This is a genomic window from Metabacillus rhizosphaerae, assembly GCF_037201795.1.
GTDB lineage: Bacteria > Bacillota > Bacilli > Bacillales > Bacillaceae > Metabacillus > Metabacillus rhizosphaerae.
This window is the reverse complement of record NZ_CP147403.1, coordinates 3,028,956-3,050,597: the sequence shown is the minus strand read 5'-3', so window position 1 is coordinate 3,050,597 and position 21,642 is coordinate 3,028,956. Positions and strand designations below refer to the sequence as shown.

Annotated in this window: 24 protein-coding genes; 5 read left to right on the top strand and 19 right to left on the bottom strand. The window is 34.4% G+C overall.

Features of this window, described 5'->3' with window-relative positions:
• The first annotated feature begins 119 nt into the window (after positions 1–119).
• Positions 120–788 carry an SOS response-associated peptidase gene (locus tag WCV66_RS14995; RefSeq protein WP_338785906.1) on the top strand — a complete coding sequence of 223 codons (669 nt, stop codon included), beginning with the start codon at positions 120–122 and terminating at the stop codon, positions 786–788.
• A gap of 94 nt (positions 789–882) precedes the next feature.
• Here WCV66_RS14995 and WCV66_RS14990 read toward each other — a convergent pair whose 3' ends face one another.
• The 8 genes from WCV66_RS14990 to WCV66_RS14955 form a co-directional block, all read right to left on the bottom strand.
• Positions 883–1,494, bottom strand: a complete 612-nt coding sequence (locus WCV66_RS14990; RefSeq protein ID WP_338785905.1) for an alpha/beta hydrolase — start codon at positions 1,492–1,494, stop codon at positions 883–885.
• A gap of 65 nt (positions 1,495–1,559) precedes the next feature.
• Positions 1,560–2,537, bottom strand: coding sequence for a ring-cleaving dioxygenase (locus WCV66_RS14985; protein WP_338785904.1), 978 nt, complete (start codon positions 2,535–2,537; stop codon positions 1,560–1,562).
• A gap of 341 nt (positions 2,538–2,878) precedes the next feature.
• The gene (locus WCV66_RS14980) at positions 2,879–3,256 is read right to left on the bottom strand and encodes a hypothetical protein (RefSeq protein ID WP_338785903.1); all 378 of its coding nucleotides are present in this window, start codon (positions 3,254–3,256) and stop codon (positions 2,879–2,881) included.
• A 19-nt stretch (positions 3,257–3,275) separates the two neighbouring features.
• Entirely contained in the window at positions 3,276–3,866 is a 591-nt protein-coding gene (locus WCV66_RS14975) for a spore coat protein (RefSeq protein ID WP_198165127.1), read from the bottom strand.
• Between the two features lie 100 nt (positions 3,867–3,966).
• Positions 3,967–4,251 carry a hypothetical protein gene (locus WCV66_RS14970; RefSeq protein WP_066327212.1) on the bottom strand — a complete coding sequence of 95 codons (285 nt, stop codon included), beginning with the start codon at positions 4,249–4,251 and terminating at the stop codon, positions 3,967–3,969.
• Positions 4,252–4,341: 90 nt separating this feature from the next.
• On the bottom strand, positions 4,342–4,968 hold the full coding sequence (locus WCV66_RS14965) for a YitT family protein (protein ID WP_066327218.1): 627 nt from the start codon (positions 4,966–4,968) through the stop codon (positions 4,342–4,344).
• A 297-nt stretch (positions 4,969–5,265) separates the two neighbouring features.
• Positions 5,266–5,586: an 8-amino-7-oxononanoate synthase gene (locus WCV66_RS14960; protein ID WP_066327220.1), complete on the bottom strand. Its 321-nt coding sequence runs from the start codon at positions 5,584–5,586 to the stop codon at positions 5,266–5,268.
• 16 nt (positions 5,587–5,602) lie between these two features.
• Positions 5,603–6,502 carry an HD-GYP domain-containing protein gene (locus WCV66_RS14955; RefSeq protein WP_066327222.1) on the bottom strand — a complete coding sequence of 300 codons (900 nt, stop codon included), beginning with the start codon at positions 6,500–6,502 and terminating at the stop codon, positions 5,603–5,605.
• 318 nt (positions 6,503–6,820) lie between these two features.
• Between WCV66_RS14955 and ric the strand changes: the two genes are divergently transcribed.
• From ric to WCV66_RS14940, 3 genes are all read left to right on the top strand, one after another.
• A complete protein-coding gene (ric, locus tag WCV66_RS14950; RefSeq protein ID WP_338785902.1) occupies positions 6,821–7,522 on the top strand; it encodes an iron-sulfur cluster repair di-iron protein in 702 nt (233 codons plus the stop codon).
• 284 nt (positions 7,523–7,806) lie between these two features.
• The gene (locus WCV66_RS14945; protein ID WP_066327231.1) at positions 7,807–9,315 is read left to right on the top strand and encodes an MFS transporter; all 1,509 of its coding nucleotides are present in this window, start codon (positions 7,807–7,809) and stop codon (positions 9,313–9,315) included.
• Positions 9,316–9,419: 104 nt separating this feature from the next.
• The gene (locus tag WCV66_RS14940; protein ID WP_338785901.1) at positions 9,420–9,956 is read left to right on the top strand and encodes a hypothetical protein; all 537 of its coding nucleotides are present in this window, start codon (positions 9,420–9,422) and stop codon (positions 9,954–9,956) included.
• A gap of 67 nt (positions 9,957–10,023) precedes the next feature.
• Here WCV66_RS14940 and WCV66_RS14935 read toward each other — a convergent pair whose 3' ends face one another.
• The 9 genes from WCV66_RS14935 to WCV66_RS14895 form a co-directional block, all read right to left on the bottom strand.
• Positions 10,024–10,560 (bottom strand): small multi-drug export protein, encoded by a 537-nt coding sequence (locus tag WCV66_RS14935; RefSeq protein ID WP_066327237.1) that lies wholly within the window; start codon positions 10,558–10,560, stop codon positions 10,024–10,026.
• 146 nt (positions 10,561–10,706) lie between these two features.
• Positions 10,707–11,036 carry a DUF2809 domain-containing protein gene (locus tag WCV66_RS14930; protein ID WP_338785900.1) on the bottom strand — a complete coding sequence of 110 codons (330 nt, stop codon included), beginning with the start codon at positions 11,034–11,036 and terminating at the stop codon, positions 10,707–10,709.
• A 479-nt stretch (positions 11,037–11,515) separates the two neighbouring features.
• Entirely contained in the window at positions 11,516–13,462 is a 1,947-nt protein-coding gene (locus WCV66_RS14925; protein WP_338785899.1) for an LTA synthase family protein, read from the bottom strand.
• Between the two features lie 342 nt (positions 13,463–13,804).
• Positions 13,805–14,053, bottom strand: coding sequence for a hypothetical protein (locus WCV66_RS14920; RefSeq protein ID WP_066327247.1), 249 nt, complete (start codon positions 14,051–14,053; stop codon positions 13,805–13,807).
• 235 nt (positions 14,054–14,288) lie between these two features.
• The gene (locus tag WCV66_RS14915; protein ID WP_338785898.1) at positions 14,289–14,480 is read right to left on the bottom strand and encodes a hypothetical protein; all 192 of its coding nucleotides are present in this window, start codon (positions 14,478–14,480) and stop codon (positions 14,289–14,291) included.
• Positions 14,470–15,003: a ubiquinol-cytochrome c reductase iron-sulfur subunit gene (locus WCV66_RS14910; protein WP_338785896.1), complete on the bottom strand. Its 534-nt coding sequence runs from the start codon at positions 15,001–15,003 to the stop codon at positions 14,470–14,472. Before WCV66_RS14910 ends, WCV66_RS14915 begins: the two co-directional genes overlap by 11 nt.
• A gap of 27 nt (positions 15,004–15,030) precedes the next feature.
• Complete coding sequence (locus WCV66_RS14905; RefSeq protein ID WP_066327259.1) at positions 15,031–15,573, bottom strand: 4Fe-4S dicluster domain-containing protein; 543 nt, start codon at positions 15,571–15,573, stop codon at positions 15,031–15,033.
• 171 nt (positions 15,574–15,744) lie between these two features.
• On the bottom strand, positions 15,745–17,868 hold the full coding sequence (gene fdhF / locus WCV66_RS14900) for a formate dehydrogenase subunit alpha (protein WP_338785895.1): 2,124 nt from the start codon (positions 17,866–17,868) through the stop codon (positions 15,745–15,747).
• Entirely contained in the window at positions 17,868–19,046 is a 1,179-nt protein-coding gene (locus WCV66_RS14895) for an MFS transporter (RefSeq protein ID WP_338785894.1), read from the bottom strand. Before WCV66_RS14895 ends, fdhF begins: the two co-directional genes overlap by 1 nt.
• 109 nt (positions 19,047–19,155) lie before the next feature.
• On the opposite strand from WCV66_RS14895, the gene WCV66_RS14890 reads away from it, so the two are divergent.
• A complete protein-coding gene (locus WCV66_RS14890) occupies positions 19,156–19,965 on the top strand; it encodes an Mrp/NBP35 family ATP-binding protein (protein ID WP_338785893.1) in 810 nt (269 codons plus the stop codon).
• 143 nt (positions 19,966–20,108) lie between these two features.
• Here the strand turns inward: WCV66_RS14890 and WCV66_RS14885 are convergent, their stop codons facing one another.
• Complete coding sequence (locus tag WCV66_RS14885) at positions 20,109–20,753, bottom strand: DsbA family oxidoreductase (protein ID WP_338785892.1); 645 nt, start codon at positions 20,751–20,753, stop codon at positions 20,109–20,111.
• Positions 20,754–20,896: 143 nt separating this feature from the next.
• Entirely contained in the window at positions 20,897–21,547 is a 651-nt protein-coding gene (locus WCV66_RS14880; RefSeq protein ID WP_338785891.1) for a peptidylprolyl isomerase, read from the bottom strand.
• Positions 21,548–21,642 lie beyond the last annotated feature (95 nt).

Sequence of the window (21,642 nt, the reverse complement as noted above, 5' to 3'; positions counted from 1 at the left end):
GTAAGTAGTTATCACTCTGTTATGGGTAAAAAACCTAGTCTTCATATTTCACAAGTAATTTATTTTCCTGTATCATCTTAGTATAATGGACTGAAATAACCATAATGGTGGTGTTTTTTATGTGTGGACGCTTTTCATTAGCAACCGAACAACCAATTTTACAAGACCAATTTGACTTCATTTTTAATGAAGAACTTGATTACCGATATAATATTGCACCCTCGCAAAATATTTTAGTAATTGGTTCAAATGGACAGGAACGAGTTGGAACGAAAATGCAATGGGGTCTTGTACCGCCTTGGTCAAAGGATACGAAAATTGGGTACAAGATGATAAATGCGAGAGCAGAAACATTAGATGAAAAGGTAAGTTTTAAACAGCCTTTTAAGAAAAAAAGATGTTTAATTTTAAGTGATGGTTTTTACGAATGGAAAAAACAAGGGAAAGAAAAGCAACCTTATCGGTTTATAATGAAGGATCGTCGACCATTTGCTTTTGCAGGTCTTTGGGAGTGTTGGGATAAAGGAGACAAACCACTCTACACATGCACAATTATAACAACAACACCTAATGAATTAACGAAGGATGTCCATGACAGAATGCCAGTTATTCTTCCCCCCTCAGAATATGACCTTTGGTTGGATAGAGATGCCCAAGACACAGATAAACTCAAAACACTACTAGTACCATTTAACGACCAATTAATGGATGTATACTCTGTTTCAAGCATTGTGAATTCACCGAAAAATGAATCAGCAAAATGTTTAGAACCTACTAATAGTCTATAATAATGGTTTTTTCTAAAAGCAACGTGGTTTCAATATTTGAAATCGAAAATAAAAAGTAAAATACGCTTGAATAATACCAAGCGTATTTTACTTTTTATTTCGTATAGTTTTTTTCAAACCATTCTTTTGCTTTAATTATTTCCTCTCTCGTTAACTGGTGACCAACATCTCCCCAATGCTCGGTGACATCAGCTTTCGCTAGTTTTAATGTATCAGCAAGCTCCTTTGTTTCGGCTTGTGGAATGATTGGATCGTTTGTGCCTGCTCCAATAAAAATAGAGGTTTCAGACAAATCAGGTATTTGGATTCCCCTTCTAGGAACCATTGCGTGTAATAAAATTGCTCCTTTTAGAGCCCTTTTGTAATGATACATAAGACTAGCAGCAATGTTGGCCCCATTTGAATACCCAATCGCAACTACATTGTTTCGATTGAATTGATACTGATCTGCCATGTCTGAAATGAATTCGTTTAGTTCATTTGTACGAAAAATCAAATCTTCCTCATCAAACACACCTTCAGCTAGACGGCGAAAAAACCGTGGCATTCCATTTTCAAGGACATTGCCTCTTACCCCAAGTACAGATGCATTTGGAGCAATCATATCAGCTATTGGTAATAAATCTCGTTCATTTCCACCTGTACCATGAAGTAATAATAAAGTAGGGAGTTTGTGATCTGTTCCTTCTTTGAAAATATGTTGCATAAAAACACTCCTTTATTTTTCCTGTTGACTATGAAATTATAAAATTCTAGTACTGAGGATAAGCGCTATTGTTCCGTATCTAATGGTTCTAGTCTTGCTTCTATTTCTTTTCTTTGCGCTTCAAAGTATGGTGGCAATGCTAGTTTTTCTCCTAAATGTTCGAAATCTTCGTCCCCTTCAAAACCCGGACCATCTGTCGCTAGCTCAAATAATATACCATTAGGCTCTCTAAAATATAATGAACGGAAATAATAACGTTCTACAAACCCAGAATTAGACAAATGATTTGCATTTAATATGTCTACCCATTTGTTTAATTCTTCTACATCTTCCACACGAAAAGCGACATGGTGAACACTTCCACGACCTGGTCTCTCACGTCCCACCTGATCTAATTCACTTACGTGTATTTCTGCTCCAGTTCCACCTTCTCCTGTTTCAAAGACTCGGACTTGTTTTTGATCCTCATCTTTTGTGTAACCATCCTTTTCTCGAAAGCCCATTAAATCTGTTAATACCTTTATTGTTCGCTCAGGACGTGACACTGTTAAATGAACCGGCCCTAGTCCAACTACACCATTTTCTTGTGGAACAGGGCTGTTAGCCCAAGGTTTCCCACCTGCTACACCTACATTATTTTCATCAGATACTAGTATTAAACGCTGACCCTCTTGATCGCGAAATGAAAGTGTTGCTCTTCCACTTTCATTGCTTATTTCATCATGATCAACATTAAATTGCTCAAAGCGATTCTTCCAATAGTGGAGTGCCTTATTATCTTTCACACGTAAAGATGTAGCAGTAATACTATTCGTCCCAGGGTATGTTCTACCAGCATGAGGAATTTCAAAGAATGTTAAATCTGTACCTGGATTTCCTCGCTCATCGGCATAAAATAAATGATAAACAGATGTATCATCCTGGTTGACAGTTTTTTTAACTAGTCTTAAACCTAATACTTTCGTATAGAAATGATAGTTTTCTTTTGCATTTGCAGTAAGTGCTGAAACATGATGGATGCCTAATAACGGCTTAATATTCATAAAAACCTTCCTTTCTAAGAACAAAAGCGCAAGCGCCTTGGTCAGCGACGAGAAACAAGAGCACTTCGTATGAGATAAAGGAAACACGAAGAGCGGAAGCGATTCGATGTTGACTTAACGCAAAGAGGAGTGTGAAGTTCACTAGTCGCTAGGCGCTGGAGCTGGATGTCAACACACTTATTTAAAGTACAAGAATTTTATAATTTCATAGATAATAAAATATCTTGAATTCAAGATAAATTATAAAGGACTTCAATTATGTATGTCAACTAGTTGAAATGAAAAATAATATAAAACAGGGTTAACGATGAAACTTATACGTTAACCCTGTTTTATAAGATTTATTGTTGGATAAATTGTCTATTTTGCTGGAAACTTTGGTAGCTTGGAAGCTGTTGTTGCTGATTAGGTACCCTCTGGAAAGATGGTTCAACATTATATGATCCAACTTGTGAAATTTCTTGTTGCATTTGATTACATGTGTTTAAAACATGCTGACATTGCTGTATTGCTTTGTTGTGACCTTGCAGGCTTTGTTGAATGACTTGAACTGCTTGTTGTTCACGTTGTAATAGTTGTTGAAGCATTTGTACATTTTGTTGTTCTTGTTGAAGCATTTGTTTATATAGTTGACTACCTTGCTCTGTTTGTTGAATTAATTGTTGGACTGTTTGACGACATTCATTAATTTGTTGTAGGGCATGTTGTTGAGTATGCATATGTGAAACCTCCATTTTTTTATATTGATTGTTGTTGGTTATTATATAAACTGCTTGGCTGGTAGCTGTTTATCATAGATTGTGTAGTAGTCTGATCAAAGGTTGGTACATGATAATAACCTTTGTTGTTCATATAACTCCAAATTTCATATGCTTGATCTGCACAATTTTTCGCACTCTGAATCATCATTTCTCTTATTTGTGAATCCGTACATTCTAAAGCTGCATGCATTTTTTGTACAGCTCCAGTCTTATGACACCCTAACATTCCAGATGAAATATCACGATCATTCATTTGATTGATTGAAGCGTTTGGAGCCTCTGGAACAGGATTACTGCCTATACCATAGCTTGGCGAAAAGTTCATATTCACTTTCACATTAGGTAAACGATTGATATTTACTTTGTGTTTTAGAGCATTAACTAAAGAATTATACTCATTTGTCATGAAAGATAGTTGATTTTGTAAAATATTTTTAAGCTCTTGATCTTGACAATATGGTTGGTAAAGTTGAAACAGATTGATACCATTAATTGTATTGCAAAGTACTTCATGACAATCCATGATTTCATGAGCACCGATGTTTACTTGATTCATTTGGCTCTGCACTGCTATTCCTCCTAGAAACTATTTTTTTATAGCCAAATTTAAAATCCCTCTAATGAAATAAAATTATACAAAAAAAAATCCCAGATCATTTCTGAGATTTTTAAGAAAACTTATATAGAATAGTTCCATTCGATTGTGCAATAATAGAAAAAACGCCATGATTTTTAATCTGTCTCGATAATGCAAACTGAGTTCCATCCCAGTCCAAGCTCCAATTTAAAGGTGCACTCGCTCGTAAATGCATAAATTGATGTTTAAAAACTTCATATTCGAGTGATAAAGAGAAAATGTCTTCTTCTATTGCATACCAAAGACTTTTTAAAAACAATTTAGCTTTCACTGAATCTACAGAATCAATCATTTGGTTAACTGTTATATATTTCACTTTATCTCCTCCCCTACCTATACATTAGATGAGAAGCTATAAAAAAACTACCCTAAAATGTTTCCAATCTAGAGTAGTGATCATTATATATTATGAATGTAAACTTTTACCTACCAATTGAGCTTCTTGATCTCGTTCCATTTCTTTTATTGGAGATTTTTTATAACGTCCAATAATACTACTAGCTATAAAAATGCATGAAATTGATAATATTGCCTTAAACCAACCTACCAATGCTAAAGCAAATAAAATGATTAGAGAGTCGCATACGAATAGAACAATTCCTCGATTAATGCTAAATTTCTTATCAATATACAACCCTAATATGTGTATTCCACCAAGTGAAGAACCATTATTTAGAACAAATGTAACACCAAAGCCGATCAGTAGGCCAGAAATAATAGATGCGATAACAATATTAATTTCAAACGCTGGGATAACTAGATCGAACCACTCTCGTATAAATGAAATCCCAGTTATTGATAAAAGACTAGAGATTGTAAACCATTTGCCTAATTCTTGAATGGAAATAATGAAAAACGGTAAATTTACGATAAAGAATAGAACACCCCATGGTACATTCGTTACATATGTTAGAATTGTAGCAATACCCGCTGTTCCCCCAAATGTTAGCAAGCTATCTGATAATAGTTTAATTCCAAGTGATGTAATGATAAGTCCAATTAGCACGAAAATAAGCTTTTTTAAAAGATTCATAGAGAACACCCCGTTCCTGTTGTCAATTCTTAACTTATCTCATCGAATGACATTGGTCAATAAGCTGGGAAGTATTCGGAATCTTAGGTTTATTTTGAAATAATCATCTATTTTAATTCCTGAGTGGCTTATGACCCCGAGGATCTAGGGAGAAGGATGACAAAGTGTTAACCAGAGTACGTGCATTTAATAATTTTCAAAACAACAAAAAGACTAATTCCACTTTTATCATAATCGATCACATCGTGATACTCCTAATGATTAGCGAGAAATTAATCTTTTAAAAGAATACTCCTATTAAAACATCGGTACCGGTGGGTCAATTCCTAGAACTGGTTGCCCATTAATTGTTAACCAAATATAATAGTGATCGATTTCAGTATCTAAACGATTTTCAATTGTTTTGATCGCATTTTCTTGAATATCAAAACTCATCGTAGCTGTTTGATCACCAAGCGGAATTCCTTTTAATCCTAGTAAATCAGCAATATATCTAGCATCCTCGTAAGATACCTCAATATATTTATCATGCTCAGATAGATATGCTGCATTTGCCGGTGTTACTGTTATAAGAACAACAAATAATAAAGCAGCAAGTAAAAGTATGAACTTTTTCATTTTTATTTTCTTCCTCCTAAAGTTTGTGCTTCACATCATTAAACACATCGACAATGATTGGATTATACATCGTTCCACGACAACGGTTAATTTCTAAAATGGCTTCTTCCTTTGATCTTCCCTTTTGATAAGAACGATCAGTTGTCATGGCATCATATGAATCTACAACAGATATAATAGAAGCCTCTACCTCAATCTCATCTTTAGCTAACCCAAATGGGTAGCCTTTCCCGTCGTAACGTTCATGGTGTTGTTCGACAACAAGACCAGCGCTCATTAATAATGGTAGCTTTGTCTCCTCTAGAACTTGTCTCCCATAGGAGGTATGCATTTTCATTATTTCCCATTCTTCTTGAGTGAGTTTTTCAGGCTTTAGTAAAATGTCTAAAGGAATTTTAACTTTACCAATATCATGAAAGAAGGAGGCCATATTTAGGCGTAAAAGCTGTTTTGAATTTAATCCCATTGCTTCGCCAACTAGCATCGATAGTTTACTAATTCTAGCACAATGGTCCCCAGTATAGCCATCCTTTTTTTCGATCGATATTGCCAAGTTCATTAAATCTCTAGAAATTTGACTGTAACGATGAAATACAGGTTGCGAGGAAACGTACAAAAATTCGGTTGTCCCTATTGATTGAAAAACATAATGTTCCTTTACAGGACTTCTATAAAATGAATCTCCAGTTTTATAGATCTCATATCCACCATTTGTGCTCAGTTTTAGTTCTCCTGAAACCACAATTAAATACTCGAGTGCTTCCCAACCTTCTTCAGGTTCTAAAGCCCATCTAGTATTTGGTTCGAGCTTATGATGGATAATCTCAGTCTGATCAGCTGAAGCGATAAGTGAAATGGTTAAACCTTTCATTTGAACTGTTTCTATAAAATGATTCTTATTTCCTATCCCCTTCATATGAACCTCTCTTCTCTAATAGAATTCAGATGTCTTCACTAATTATAGTAGATGCTTGTACAATCGCATAGATTGTTTTGGGAAAATGAATATAATACCATATAGTTCTTGTTAAAAAATGGTTCTAATAAGAATTTATTGGATATTTAATAATTCCTTTTACCTAATTTTATAATAGGTATATAGTTATTGTTAGAGTTGATATTTTTGTCGAGTTACGAATTTAAACAAATAACAAGAAATCCTTCATATTATTGTGATTTGAATCACATTCTTCTGATTCTCAATCATGTATTCTTCAAATAGGAGGTGCAATTTATGAATAATCAAAAATTTGATCGCACTACAAGTATAGGTGAAATAGTTGCAGCGTTCCCTCAATCCAGTGACTTTTTCAAAAAATATAAAATAGATTTTTGTTGCGGAGGAGCACGTTCTCTTGAACAGGCAATTTCTGAAAGGAAATTAAAAGAGGAAGAATTTTTAGAAGAACTAGAGCAATTTTATCTAAAGAACATCCGCTCAGTTGCTGAAACCGATTGGAGAACAGTTCAATCAGAAGAACTTGTTAATCATATCATTTCTATACATCATCAATATGCCGCATCAGAAGTAAAACAAATGACGCCATATGTAAATAAAGTTGCTCTTGTTCACGGTGATAAGCATCCACATCTTAAAACGGTATTAACACTTTTTAATGAGTTAAAAAGTGAAATTGATGAGCACTTTAAAAAAGAAGAAACAGTTGCATTCCCAGAAATAATAAAATACGAAAAAAATAAAACAGAGCAGTCTCTAAAAGAACTAACTCCTATCATCCAGTCTTTAGTTGCTGAACACGATCAAGCTGGGGAGATTTTAAAAAAAATTCGTGAAATCACTCATGATTATTTATTGCCTTCTGATGCATGTGGCACATATCGGTTGGTTTATAATCGTCTTGAAATGTTAGAGGATGATATGTTTCAACACATCCACCTTGAAAATAATATCCTTTTTCCAAGGTATATGTGTTAATTAATTTACAATTTTAACAGAAATGACTAACTACCCTGATCAGCAAGATTAGGGTAGTTTTGCTATTTGCAATGACTTATATCCCCGCGGAAAGCTAGCATCTCTCACTATAATCAACCACGCCGTAATACTTGTTATAAGCAATCAAAGTTTGCGAAAGAAGTCTAAAATAAATTCATCGCTGTGATATTTTTCACAAACAGAAAAGAATCCATTTGCTATTATACTTCTATATCACATAAATAGCTAAAAAATGAATGACATGTTCGAAAGGAGAACTAATAATGAAGAGTCAAAAACATCAATTACCTCTTCAGACGTTAAGTTTAACAGCGGGTTTTATGGTTTGGGTATTAATTTCTTCCTTAATGCCAAATATTAAACAAGATATCGACTTAACAGATCAAGAAATTGCACTGGTAACAGCGATTCCAGTTATACTAGGTTCCTTATTGCGTATTCCAATAGGATATTACACAAATCGTTTTGGTGCACGAATCACTTTTACAATCAGTTTTCTCATTTTGCTTTTTCCAGTCTTTTATCTTAGCTATGCGAACTCATTAATAGATTTAATTATCGGTGGGTTGTTAGTAGGAGTTGGTGGAGCAACATTCTCAATTGGGGTAACATCTCTTCCTAAATACTACAAGAAAGAAAAACATGGTTTAATTAATGGTATTTATGGTGCAGGTAATATTGGAACTGCAATAACTGCTTTCTTAGCACCAGTCATGGCAAATACTTTTGGATGGGGAAATACAGTACGGTTTTATTTAGTGCTTTTATTCGTATTTGCCTTATTCAATTTCATCCTCGGTGACAGAAAAGAACACAAAGTTAATCTCCCTATCATGAAACAAATTAAAGAGGTTTATCGGAATCAAACGTTATGGTTTTTATGTCTATTTTATTTCATTACATTTGGTGCATTTGTTGCTTTTACGATTTATTTACCAAATTTCCTTGTGAATCATTTCGGTCTTGATCCTGTTGGAGCTGGCATGCGTACAGCCGGATTTATTGCTTTAGCAACAGTGTTACGACCTGTTGGTGGATGGTTAGCTGACAAATTTAACACGTACTTCATCTTAATGCTTGTTTTTGCAGGTCTTACCTTTTCTGGTGTCCTATTATCCTTCTCCCCTACTATCGAACTTTACACAGTTGGAGTTTTAACAGTAGCATTTTGTGCAGGTATAGGTAATGGAACTATTTTTAAGCTAGTACCGCAATATTTCACTAAGCAAGCTGGAATTGTAAATGGAATTGTTGCTGCAATGGGTGGTCTTGGGGGCTTTTTTCCACCACTTGTCTTAACTGCAGTCTTTAATTTTACTGGTCACTATGCCATAGGCTTTATGGCTTTATCTGAATTTGCTCTACTTAGTTTTGTAATTGTCGTCTGGATGTACTTTCAAGAAAAACTTAGCATTGAAAACAAAATCATTGAAAATACAGCCTTAGGATTGATGATTACAAATCCTAATGGTGTGATTCAAAAAGTAAATCCAGCATTTACAAAGGTAACTGGCTTTACTTTAGCAGAGGCCGTTGGAAAAAAACCAAATCTATTACAATCAGGACAACATAGCAAATCATTTTATAAGGATCTATGGGATAAGGTGAAAAAGAATGGTTACTGGCAAGGTGAGATTTGGAACAAACGTAAAAATGGTGAAATTTATCCTGAGTGGTTAACAATAAGTCAAGTAAGCAATGATGCTGGCGAAGTAAAATATTATATTGGACAATTTAGTGATATTTCTGAAGAAAAACGAATGAATATATAGATTCCTAAAAGATGAGAAAAGCTGAGTAAAATCATCAGCTTTTTCACTTGTATTCATATCAAAATCTGTAAATCAACTTTTTAGTGTTTAAGGAGTATAAGCATATGTTATCTGCAACTTTATTTTTCTCACCTTCAAAAAATGTAGGATCTACGCTTAAGGAATTAGGATTTCTATTCGTGAAAAATGAATATAATTATTATCTTAAAGATAAAAAGCTCATTGAAGCAACAATTGATTCTTCCAATTGTTCATTGAAATTACTGTTTTCTTCTGGATTAAATCTTGAAGAATACACCATGATCCATACAATTATCCTTTGTATAATGAAAAAGATGAATGCAAACATTGATGACAATGATAGTTTACTTGGCTACACAAGTAATGGTGAAGGTGCTCATATTGTTTCTAACTGGCAGAATTGGTATGGTTTTTTACAAGACGCGAAACTCTCCTCATTAGAAGGAAAAAAAGTTCGTGTGATGGATGAAAATGATAAAGAACTTGCCTCAGGTATGTTCGTAGGATATAAAGCCGATGAGCTTACATCCTCAATTATTGAATGTACGTTAATCACTCTTTTTGGTGAGAGAACATATAAAGGAAATAAACTATCAATCCAACCAACAAATGAGTGGTAAAGCAAATAAACTTCATTAAAAATAGCTTCTATGTATAAATCAAAATCTTGTACATAGAAGCTATTTTTCATTGAAATATTCGGACAAGAAATCCGTTCTGTTCTACATCTGGAGCAAAAAAAGTCACACCTGAACTAGCAGCAATAGTTGATACAACTGTCCATATTACTAAACTAGTAATCATCCAGCCTGTTACTAAACTTCTTTTCGATCCAAAGCTCATAGCCATAAAAGCAGAAATATGAGAACCTACAAGAAGTGGACCGAATATTGTTAACCCTGGTAAACCATATTTGTCAAAAAGAGACCTTGCTCGTTTTTGCTTTTTGGAATCCTTTTCAGATAGTGCCTCATCAATACCCTGGGCCTCTCCTCCTTCGACCTCTCTCAAACCTACTCGCTTCTGTTTTCTTGCTTTCATCCACCCTTTGACTTTATCAACAAAGACGACCAAAAGCAGGATTGTTACTAGATTCCCTAAAAATCCTAGTATTGCTACAGGTACTGGTGATAATCCACCAATAATCGCCAACGGAACTACAGTAACTAGCTCAAACAATGGTATTGCCGCTAACAGAAATACCAAAAAATAAGATATAAACATTTTTAAATCCCTCTTTACATTTTAATTTTCACTTTTAATTCATGCTGTATTTCTATTAATCTGTGACAAAGGCTAATATAATACCTCTCTACTATTACATACGAACAAAATAGTAAAAAGTTTCAAATAAAATCATGTATCTATATCTAAATATGCTTACTATTCGTTAAAAATTTATTAATTAAAAGTTCAATCACTACACTGATTAGAATACCTAAGCTATAACGAAGTAAATCAATCCAAAGGAAACCTCTTCCAAGAATTAATCCACCAATAAGCGTATTTCTAATAGAATTTATCCAATCAGATTGATAAAGTTGGCTAATTTCAATACCAAATGAAAATATCACACTAAAGAGGATTGTTATAAGAATACTTCTCTGTTGTAGCAAAAGCCTAAACAAGAAGAAAACCATACTTGCCCAAAACACATCACCTAAGTGAACGGTGATTTCATTTGGAAAAGCATTTGTCATTCTAAATGTTAATCCCAAACAAATAAAAACTAAAACTAAAAAGGTATACATAATGTTTTTGAACATAATAATCCTTTCGGCTAAATGAATTAGCATATTATCATAAAATTATTTTTACAACATTTCTTTAAAAAGAAAGGCTATTTTCTAAAAGATTGTTGTTTTTGAAAAAAACTGATTAGGTTGATTGGTACGGAAGGTGGGAGACTCCTGTGGGAGTAGCGGGACAGATGAGACCCCGCAGGCGCTTCGCGCTGAGGAGGCTCATCGCCCGCCCCACGGAAAGCGAGCATCCTGGAGTGCCTATCAATCAACCCAATACTATTTTCAATGCAACAAAGTTTGCGAAAACAGCCAAAAGAAATGACGGTCTTACTTATTATATAAAATAAAAGTCTTACAAAAAAAGCTGTTAAGAGATTTAATCTCCTAACAGCTAATTGTTCGTTCATCTATTGTGCCTTGTGTAGTTGAAATAATTATTTAACTTCTGATTCAGTTTCTGATTCATTATGATTTGTATAATCATATTTTGATGGGTCAACTGGTTCAAAACCTTCAGGTGTATAAAAGCGTAATAAATCTTGGTTTACAATTTTATCTGACATCTGAAGTTTTAATTGAGTAATTTGTTCGTACTGTTTTATTGCATCGGTTTCCTCAACCGGTTCTCCAGTATTTGTATCATAATATTTCCCATTCAAAGCAGTCACCTTATCAGTAATAAAGTCTCCATTACGGAATGGCACTACTGTCTGATGGTCTTTAGAGAAAAGATCTGTCCCTACTTGTACATATCCTTTTGTTTCAATACCAAGTAAATGCATGAGTGTTGGCATTAAATCAATCTGTCCACCATACTGATGCATTGCCCCCCCATCTTCACCTGGAATATGGATAAATAGTGGGACCCTTTGTAATTGAGCATTTTCAAAATCGCCTACTTCTTTGCCTAATACTTTAGACATAGCAGTATTATGATTTTCAGATATCCCGTAATGATCTCCATACATAACAATCATTGAGTTCTCATACAATCCAGATTCTTTAAGATAAGTAAAGAATTCTTTTATAGCTTCGTCTAAATATCGAGCTGTTTGAAAATAATTATCTACTGAACTATCGCCTGTTGTATGCTTCTCAATCGTTGCTTCATCTTGATCCAATGGGTATGGGAAATGATTACTTACTGTAATAAATTTTGTATAAAAAGGTTGACTTAAGGATTCTAGCATTGGCATAGATTGTTTAAAAAACGGCTTATCTTTCATCCCATAATTTAAAATATCTTCGTCTTTTGCATTATAATAACTTAAATCAAAAAACTTATCATAACCTAATGATTTATAGATCTCATTTCTGTTCCAAAAGGATTTCGTATTACCATGGAATACTGCAGATGTATAACCATTTTGACCTAAAATAGCTGGAGCTGCTTGGTAAGTATTCTGACCTTTTGTTGAAAAGGCTGCTCCTTGCGGTAATCCAAATAATGAGTTTTCAAGCATAAATTCTGCATCAGCTGTTTTCCCTTGTCCAGTCTGATGGAAAAAGTTATCAAAGTAGAAAGTACTTGAATCCTTTGTTAACGAATTAAGGAATGGTGTAACTTCCTGACCATTCAATTTATAGTTAATGATAAAATTTTGTACTGATTCTAAATGAACATAAATTACATTTTTTCCTTTTGCAATACCAAAGTAATCAGGATTTGGTTCAGCATAAATCGCATTTGTATAATTCGTAACCTCTGTAATATCATCTGTATCTGCCATTGCTCGTTGTGTTGAAGCTCTTGTACTTTGAATCGCATCATAGATTGTAAAGTTATACATACCTAAATATTTAACAATATAGTTACGGTCAAACGTTCTTGTTAATAACTGTGGACGATCTGTTTCTGCTAAACTTAGGTTTACTGCGAAAAAAGCAATAGCAGTTGCAAAAACCATAACTAACGAACGAGTTTTAACTTTAATAGATGTTGGTTTTACTAACTTAGTCAAAACTAATACTAATAAAATAATTGTATCTAAGAAATACAAAACATCATAAGGTTTTAATAATGCTTCAATACTTTGACCTAAGTCACCTGCATTACCTGTTTGTGTAAGTGTTGGAAGTGTAATGAAATCTGAGAAAAATCGATAATATACAATATTTGCATATAACAAGAATGATAGAAGAAAATCTATTACTATCATCCAAATAAAAGATTTTTTCCCTTTAAAAAATAGAGCAAGTCCCAAAAATAAAATAACTGAGCTAGCAGGGTTTAGGAATAAAAGAAATTCTTGCATCGCATTATCAATACCTAAACTAAACTCTACTCGGTAAGCAGCATAGGTTTTGACCCATAAAAAAACTACTGCAAGAACAAAAAAATTAATATGCTTATTCAGTAAAGAACGTAATTTTGTTTTCATTGTTGCCACCTCTTAATTTAAAATAGCATTAGTTTATATCAAAATTCAAAAAAATATTTTGATTAACAGTACTAAATACTAACGTATTTTTTTATATATTGTCAATCTCCCAAATTTGGACAATCTTTATTAACGTATTGTGTACTCTAGGTTACAACATAATTATTAACAAATTATGAACAGTTTTCTCAATTCAGTTGTTTAATAAAATAAATACATTTAGATTGTCATATTTACATAGATATTTCTCACTATTGTATTATATTCAATACAAAATGACCTATTCACCAAGTGAATGGCCATTTAAATGAATGATCGTTTTCAAAAAGGAAAACTTTAGGTTCATTTCTGATTTTTCATTTGATTCAATTCATCTACAAGTTGACTTGTGCGTTTAGCGTTACCTTGTGCAAAATTTTGTAAGCGGTCCTTTAACTCTTCATTGTTATGAATTCTTTCTGCAGTCATGATATACTGCCTCATTAACTCATTTTCTATTTTGTAAGATGCCTCAAGAACATCAATTAATAGATCGTCTGTTAACATGTCTTCACGATCATGGTCACGATCGTAATCTTTGTTATGGTTCATTTATGCATCCTCCTAATCCATACTAATTTCATTATGTTCATAAGATCATCTTGGAATACATAATTACTGACTTATCTTAGTTTTAAAAAAGGCTTTCCCGAAATTATTGTGGTTTCTAATGACATAGATCTATTATACAGATTTTAATTTTATCATCTTTTTAAGAAGATGCCCATCGATGAAAAAAGACAAAAAGAAAGGCATGTAAACACTTTACACACCTTCCGTTTTAAAACTATTTGTACTCTTGTTTATTCCATTGTATAAAAGTAATAAGACAGATGCTAGTGGAAATAATTGCTATACTACTAAATGTCCAAACATGTTTATATTCCTCACCAAAATAAGATTCAATTGTCATTTGCAGCATGATGACATTTACAAGTAACGTGGAAAAAATGATAATCCAGTAGAATTTATTCCCCATGACGTATCTGTCTCCCTACCGCATAAATTGTACCTGCCTCAACTTCTAATTCAATTAGTGGTAATTCTCTTTGAGGTGGACCAGCTAAAGGATGACCATTGTCTACACTAAAAAATCCTCTATGACAGGGGCAGAGTAACACTGACTCTTCCTTTTCGTAAAAAACTGGACATTGCAGGTGAGTACATTTATTATTATATGCTTTTAACTTTCCTTCTTTTGTATGAACTAATATAGCAGGTTCATCATCTGTAGGATAATTGAAATTAATGGCACTGTCTTTTGGTATATCAGCTAGTTTTGCGATTTCAACACGATTTGAGTGATCTTTATTATTTGAGAAAGCTAAACCAGAAAAAGGCAAAGTAGCAATACCAAGTGTAATGGAAGCTCCAACAGCAGATTTCAAAAATGCGCGGCGATTAAATTTTAAATCATCAGCACGATTTAGATTGTCTATTAAATGAATCATATCACTCTTAGTTTCTTTTTCATTTCGTTTTCGCTTATTATCATTTGCCATTTTCGCTACTCCCTCTCGATTCTAATTTTAATCTGTATATACACCGAAAAATTCAGGTACATAGTCCCACTTATTTCCCTCTTGGGGCTTTTTCCCTTCAACTAAGTTCATTTGAGAACGTTTCCGGCGTAATTGCTGCATTTCATCAAAATCAATAAATCGAATAGCATCACTCGGACAAACGGAAGCACACATTGGCGCAATATCATGCTTTGAACGGTCATAGCACATGTCGCATTTATACATTTTATTCTCTTCAAAATCAAACTTAGGTATACCGAATGGACAGCCAAATGTACAGTTACGACAGCCAATACACTTTTCCTCCATAGCAGATAAAACAACGCCTTCATCCGTAATTTGAATGGCATTTGCTGGGCAGACACGAGCACACGCTGGGTCTTTACATTGCATGCAAAGCATTGGATATGTTTGGCGGCTTTCTGTAAAGTCAACATATTCCACATAGTTTCGTTCTTTTGCATCATGATCTCCACATTCACGACATGCTGCTTGACATGCTCGACAGCCGATACATCTTTCGAATTCTAAATACATGATTTTATTCATGACGATATTGCACCTCTTTCTTTTAATCAGTTGGCTGTTTTCGCAAACTTTGTTGCTTTTAAAATAGTATTGGGTTGGTTGATTGGCGCTTCAGGATGCTCGCTTTCCGCACCAATCAACCTAATCATTTTTGTTCAAAAACAACAATCTTTTAGAAAGAGCCAATCAGTTTTATAATTTTTCTATTTTTAATGAACAAACTTTAAATTCTGGCATCCTGGAGTATGGATCTAGATGATCACTTGTTAATTGGTTAACAGCTAATTCTTTCCCCCAATGATAAGGAACAAAAACAGTATCCTTACGAATCGCTTTTGTGATTCGAGTTTTAACCACCATGTGTGATCGTGGTGATACTAGCTTCACTTGTTCACCATCGTGTATATTATATTGACTTGCTAAAGCAGGGTGGATTTCTGCATATGGCTCTGGGCATTGTTCATAAAGAAAATTAACTCTACGAGTTTGATTACCTGATAAATAATGGAAGACAACACGGCCGGTAGTGAGGAATAACGGAAATTGATTTGTTGGTGTTTCTCCTGCTTCCTGCCATTCAATACATGCAAGATTTGCTTTTCCATCAGGAGTACCAAAAGATTCCGTAAACATTGTTGGTGTACCTGGATGATCTTTAGAAGGACATGGCCAAAAAACACCATCTTCCCTTTCAATACGATCCCAAGTAATTCCGTAATAATCTGCTTTACCACCTTTAGACGCTAAGCGGAATTCTTCAAATATTTCACTAGCATTGTTATATGGGAAGAATTGACCACGACCCATACGTTCTGCAATCATACTCAAGATTTTCCAATCTGGTTGTGATTCCCCAAGTGGCTCTCGGATTTTTCGAATCCTAATAACACGTCCTTCTAAATTCGTTGTTGTTCCATCATCTTCAGCCCAAGTTGTCGCAGGTAATACGACATCAGCAAATTGTGCTGTTTCTGAAAGAAAAAAATCACTGACAACTAAAAAATCAAGTTTTTCGAAGCCTTTCCAAATATGCTCTAAATTTGGGGCTGAAACTGCAGGGTTACTACAGATCACATGCATTCCGCGTATGTTTCCTTGTTCAATTTCATCAAACATTTCATATGCTGACACCCCAGGTTTTGGCATTTCACTTGGATCAATTCCCCATACACTTGATACATATTCAACTGCTGCAGGGTCTGTTAGTTTACGATAACCAGGTAGTAAATCTGCTTTTTGACCATGTTCACGTCCCCCTTGACCATTTCCTTGACCTGTAAATGTCGCAACACCTGAAGCGAATTTTCCAATTTGTCCACGAAGTAATGCCATTGTTGTATATAAAGATACATTGTCAACACCTTTAGTTTGTTGCTCAACACCACGTGCAAACATAACAACTGAGCGTGGTGACATTCCGAAAATATGTGCTGCTTTAATAATTTTTTCGACAGCTACACCAGTAAGTTGTGATGTGTACTCAGGTGTGAATTTTTCAATTGTTTTTTTCAATTCCTCATAGTTGTTACAGCGTTCACTTACATATTCCTCATCTACATAGCCTTCTTTGACAATAATATGGAGCATACCGTTAGCTAGAGCTGAATCAGTGCCTGGTTTTAAATCTAAATGAACATCAGCTACACGAGCTGTCGGTGTTTCCCTAGGATCAGCAACAATTAATTTAGCTCCTTTGTCTTTTGCCTTCCACAGCCATTGAATACTTGTTGGATGACATTCTGCTGTATTAGATCCTGCAATGAAGAAGCAATCAGTGTGCTCTAATTCCGGCCAAGGCAATGTAGATCCACGATCCGTACCTAATGTTCTTATAAATCCACCTGCTGCGGAACTCATACAAAATCGACCATTATAATCGATAAAACGAGTGCCTAATCCAACACGTGCATATTTACCAACGAGGTAGCATTTTTCGTTTGTCATCGATACACCGCCAAAGACAGCAACAGCATCCTTTCCACTCTCTTTTTGAAGCTTTTTAAAGTTTTTCTCAATTAAATCTAGTGCTTCTTTCCATGAAGCTTCAACTAATTTTCCATTTCTCTTAATTAACGGTTTTAAAATACGATCCTCGTGTTCAATAGTTTGATAGGCTGTTACACCTTTTGGACACATTTTTCCGTTTGTTACTGGCCAGTCATATCGCGGTTCAACCCCAACCACTTTTCCTGATTTTTCATTGACACGGATATGCATACCACACTGCATACCACAGTAACAACAATGAGTTGTAATTAATTTTTCACCTGGTTTATGAAGATTTTTCACGCCTTCTTTTGCTAAAAATTGACTCATTATTCGGCTCCCCTTTTATCTTTATATTTTTTTAATTCATCTTGCACATGATCAGGAAGATCATAATAATCATCTGTGCGTGTTTTACCAAAGCCAGATAGGTGAATTCCATTCATTGTTAAAACAGGCTTGGTTTCAGATTGGATTGGATTTTCCATATTTAGCTGCTTCATGACACGAATCCTTCTTCGACAAGCAGGACAGTAATCAGATAAAAATGTGCCATCCTCTAGCTGTAGGTCAAAGCTTTGGACAGCCAGTATACTTTGAACGTCCGAAATCTGATCATCTGAGCTATATGTCTCTCCACAGCTGTTACAAGGTCTTGTATCAACTTTCACATGCTCTTGATAGTTCATTGGTACTGCAGTTGCAAGAGGTCGAATTGGCAAGTGGAATAATTTTCCGAATGGAAAGTAAATCAATAAAACAACCACTGTTACTTGATGGATTAGTGTTAAATAATGATGCATCCAGCCTTCTAATAAAGCGTAGGAAACGGTTAAAACTAAACCAGATACTGTAACGGATAATAGTAAAACTAATGGAAATAGATCAAACTCTGCTCTTTGTGTTACTTTTACATCTTGATTAACAATTCTTCTCGCTAGTGCCATTGATACTCCAATCAATACCATTGTTGCTGTGATATTCAATCCGTTATAAACCATTTCTGCGAATATACCGTGGGCAGCCATTTGGATCGTATTCAATCCCATGACGACAATTACATAAGTTTCAGGGTCAACTAATTCAAAATGCATCCAGCCAAACGTTAAGCCAAATGTGATCGCAAACGACCCAATACAGCCCCATGCAATCATGAAATGGGTAATCCCACGATAGATTCCACGTTTAAAGATAAATTTTTGAAGAAAAATATTATCAAATGCTGTTTTTAAAATAGACGTAATATTTCGTTTTGTTCGCTTTTTCGTTTTTAAATTTTTAATACTTCTTTTTACAACCTGTTTTGTAGCGGGACGAATTAGCCAAGCACACATACGAATTGTTAATCCGATTGCGAAAATAAGCGATGAAATCAAATATCCCATTAATGCCATGTCAAAATGTAAAAACTTTTCAGTCCCAATCCAAACCGTGAATAATAGAATTAAAATGACAAAAAATGAATATTTACTAGTTTTTGAATAAAAAGTTCGTTCAAATGTGTTCATATACTCTCCCCCTGTGACTTTTATTACATATATTGAAGGGTTTATCTGGTAGTCTTCATTTATGATGGTTGTTAATCAACTCTCATCATTGTAATGGAAGTTTTTTTAGATGAATGTGAAAAATGTCACAGTAAATCTTTTATTCAAAAAATGTTCGAAAAAAGATAATGAGGTGTTGGATATGATGAATGGTTCTGTAATTGCGATAACAAGTGGAAAAGGTGGAGTTGGGAAATCAACTGTTTCTGTTAATTTAGCAATTGCACTAGCAAGGATGGGAAAAACAGTGGCACTCATCGATCTCGATATTTATGGATTTAGTATCCCTAAGATCATGAATTTGCAAAGTAGCCCAAAAACAGTAAATGGAAAAATCATTCCGGTTGAATCCCATGGGGTTAAAGTAATGTCAATGGGTTTCCTTATAAAAAATAATGAACCAGTTGTATGGAGAGGTCCCATGCTTGGCAAAATGGTGGAACACTTTTCAAAGGATGTCTTGTGGGGTGAGTTGGATTACGTCCTGTTAGATATGCCACCAGGCACTGGAGATGTTGCACTTGATATGCATCACTTTATTCCACAAAGCAAAGAGATCATAGTTACAACACCACACAAGACTGCAGCACATGTGGCGGAACGTGCTGGTACAATGGCGTTAAAGGCCAAACATGACATTCTAGGTGTGGTGGAAAATATGGCTTATTTTAAACCAAATGATCGCGCGGAATTGTACTATTTATTTGGAAAGGGAGGCGGAACAGAGTTAGCAAATAAGCTCAATACAAACCTTCTAAGTCAGCTTCCAATCGAGGAACCTGTTGAAAGTACAGATACACCTGGGATTTATGAGGAAGAGACTAAACTTTATTCTGAATATAATTTGCTAGCGGAAAGAGTTCACTCGCTATTAAGCTAAAAAACACATTTCAAATAAGTTATATTCATATAAAAACTTTTTTGTAATGCATAAGGCAGTCTTTTTCTTCTATTAAATAATGAAATAGGCTGACAAAATGCTTGTCAGCCTCATTGGTAAAAACGATTCAATGCCATTTGATCTTACTTTTCTACTTCTTCAATCCAAACCTTTTCCATTACTTTTAAAAAAACCTCAGATGGTTGAGCCCCAGAAATCGCATATTTGCGATTTATTACATAAAAAGGTACACCTGTAACACCGATTTGTTGTGCGTCTTGTTCTTGTGCACGAACATCTGCTTCATATTCATTACTATTTAACATTGATTGCACCTTTTGTTGATCTAATCCAATTTCAGTTGCTAGTTCTATTAACGTTTTCATTTCTCCAACATGTCTTACTTCTGTAAAATAAGCTTTAAATAACCGTTCAACCATTTCATTTTCTTTCCCGAATTGCTTTGCTAAATGAATTAAACGATGAGCATTCAAAGTATTTGTTGCTTTTATTTTATCTAAATGATAGGTCAATCCAACCTCTTTTGCTTGTTCTGTTAATTGCAGATTCATCGCCTTGATTTGTTCTTTAGAAGTACCATATTTTTTAGACAAAAGCTCTATATTGTCTTCTTCATAATGAACCTTTGCATCTGGGTTAAGTTCAAAGCTACGATACTCAATTTTCACTTCTTCTTTATGTTGAAATTTCGCAAGCGCCTCTTCCAAGCGACGTTTTCCAATATAACAATACGGACAAATAATGTCTGACCAGATTTCGATAAGCATTAATTTTTTCCTCCTTCCAAGAAAAATCACCTATGAACAAATCTTTTCAATTGTGTTGATGGTGAGGTGATACGTTTAGTATGTAAGCGGTATACAGAGGTAACTCCTTGAACAAAGTGTTACACCATTTGGGAAGAATTAACCTATTCTACTTTTTTTGGCTCAGGATATTCAATTCCAAACGTTTCAACGGTTACTTGTTTAATCTTTTGCTCCTCTAGTGGCTTGTCTTGTTGATCTGTTTTAACATCAACAATGCGATCCACTGCTTCCATTCCCTCGGTTACTTTTCCAAAAGCAGCATAGTCACCATCTAAACTACTAGCATCTGCAACCATAATGAAAAATTGAGATCCTGCTGAGTCAGGTTCCTGAGTACGTGCCATGGAAATTACACCTCTTTCATGCTTCACATTATTTTCAAAGCCATTAGAAGTAAATTCTCCTTTTATACTGTAATCAGGACCACCAGTACCGGTGCCATCTGGATCCCCACCTTGAATCATAAAACCAGGTATGACTCGATGGAAAATGACTCCATCATAAAAACCTGATTCTGCAAGAGTGATAAAATTATTTACAGTATTTGGTGCGATATTAGGATAAAGTTCAACTTTTATCTCGTCATTATTTTCCATAGTTATTGTCACAATCGGGTTTTCTTCAATGACTTGAACGGATTTTTTAGTTTCTGAATCTCCAGTTTGAACTTCCCCTGAAGTATTACAGCCACCTACAATCATTAATATAATGCAAACAAACACCACTTGAACAAATCTAAATTTATTAACCATGTCTAACTCCTTTCTTGTTGAAAAAGCTCAATCATTCTTTCTACACAAAAAGAAAAAATCCTTCATTTAACGAACTGTGCAAACAAATTACTATG

What these genes read in the sequence shown, in the direction of transcription:
- WCV66_RS14995 (WP_338785906.1), top strand. Translation starts at nt 120, where the DNA reads ATGTGTGGACGCTTTTCATTAGCAACCGAACAACCAATTTTACAAGAC.
- WCV66_RS14990 (WP_338785905.1), bottom strand. Translation starts at nt 1,494, where the DNA reads ATGCAACATATTTTCAAAGAAGGAACAGATCACAAACTCCCTACTTTA.
- WCV66_RS14985 (WP_338785904.1), bottom strand. Translation starts at nt 2,537, where the DNA reads ATGAATATTAAGCCGTTATTAGGCATCCATCATGTTTCAGCACTTACT.
- WCV66_RS14980 (WP_338785903.1), bottom strand. Translation starts at nt 3,256, where the DNA reads ATGCATACTCAACAACATGCCCTACAACAAATTAATGAATGTCGTCAA.
- WCV66_RS14965 (WP_066327218.1), bottom strand. Translation starts at nt 4,968, where the DNA reads ATGAATCTTTTAAAAAAGCTTATTTTCGTGCTAATTGGACTTATCATT.
- WCV66_RS14960 (WP_066327220.1), bottom strand. Translation starts at nt 5,586, where the DNA reads ATGAAAAAGTTCATACTTTTACTTGCTGCTTTATTATTTGTTGTTCTT.
- WCV66_RS14955 (WP_066327222.1), bottom strand. Translation starts at nt 6,502, where the DNA reads ATGAAGGGGATAGGAAATAAGAATCATTTTATAGAAACAGTTCAAATG.
- ric (WP_338785902.1), top strand. Translation starts at nt 6,821, where the DNA reads ATGAATAATCAAAAATTTGATCGCACTACAAGTATAGGTGAAATAGTT.
- WCV66_RS14945 (WP_066327231.1), top strand. Translation starts at nt 7,807, where the DNA reads ATGAAGAGTCAAAAACATCAATTACCTCTTCAGACGTTAAGTTTAACA.
- WCV66_RS14940 (WP_338785901.1), top strand. Translation starts at nt 9,420, where the DNA reads ATGTTATCTGCAACTTTATTTTTCTCACCTTCAAAAAATGTAGGATCT.
- WCV66_RS14935 (WP_066327237.1), bottom strand. Translation starts at nt 10,560, where the DNA reads ATGTTTATATCTTATTTTTTGGTATTTCTGTTAGCGGCAATACCATTG.
- WCV66_RS14930 (WP_338785900.1), bottom strand. Translation starts at nt 11,036, where the DNA reads ATGACAAATGCTTTTCCAAATGAAATCACCGTTCACTTAGGTGATGTG.
- WCV66_RS14925 (WP_338785899.1), bottom strand. Translation starts at nt 13,462, where the DNA reads ATGAAAACAAAATTACGTTCTTTACTGAATAAGCATATTAATTTTTTT.
- WCV66_RS14920 (WP_066327247.1), bottom strand. Translation starts at nt 14,053, where the DNA reads ATGAACCATAACAAAGATTACGATCGTGACCATGATCGTGAAGACATG.
- WCV66_RS14915 (WP_338785898.1), bottom strand. Translation starts at nt 14,480, where the DNA reads ATGGGGAATAAATTCTACTGGATTATCATTTTTTCCACGTTACTTGTA.
- WCV66_RS14910 (WP_338785896.1), bottom strand. Translation starts at nt 15,003, where the DNA reads ATGGCAAATGATAATAAGCGAAAACGAAATGAAAAAGAAACTAAGAGT.
- WCV66_RS14905 (WP_066327259.1), bottom strand. Translation starts at nt 15,573, where the DNA reads ATGAATAAAATCATGTATTTAGAATTCGAAAGATGTATCGGCTGTCGA.
- fdhF (WP_338785895.1), bottom strand. Translation starts at nt 17,868, where the DNA reads ATGAGTCAATTTTTAGCAAAAGAAGGCGTGAAAAATCTTCATAAACCA.
- WCV66_RS14895 (WP_338785894.1), bottom strand. Translation starts at nt 19,046, where the DNA reads ATGAACACATTTGAACGAACTTTTTATTCAAAAACTAGTAAATATTCA.
- WCV66_RS14890 (WP_338785893.1), top strand. Translation starts at nt 19,156, where the DNA reads ATGAATGTGAAAAATGTCACAGTAAATCTTTTATTCAAAAAATGTTCG.
- WCV66_RS14885 (WP_338785892.1), bottom strand. Translation starts at nt 20,753, where the DNA reads ATGCTTATCGAAATCTGGTCAGACATTATTTGTCCGTATTGTTATATT.
- WCV66_RS14880 (WP_338785891.1), bottom strand. Translation starts at nt 21,547, where the DNA reads ATGGTTAATAAATTTAGATTTGTTCAAGTGGTGTTTGTTTGCATTATA.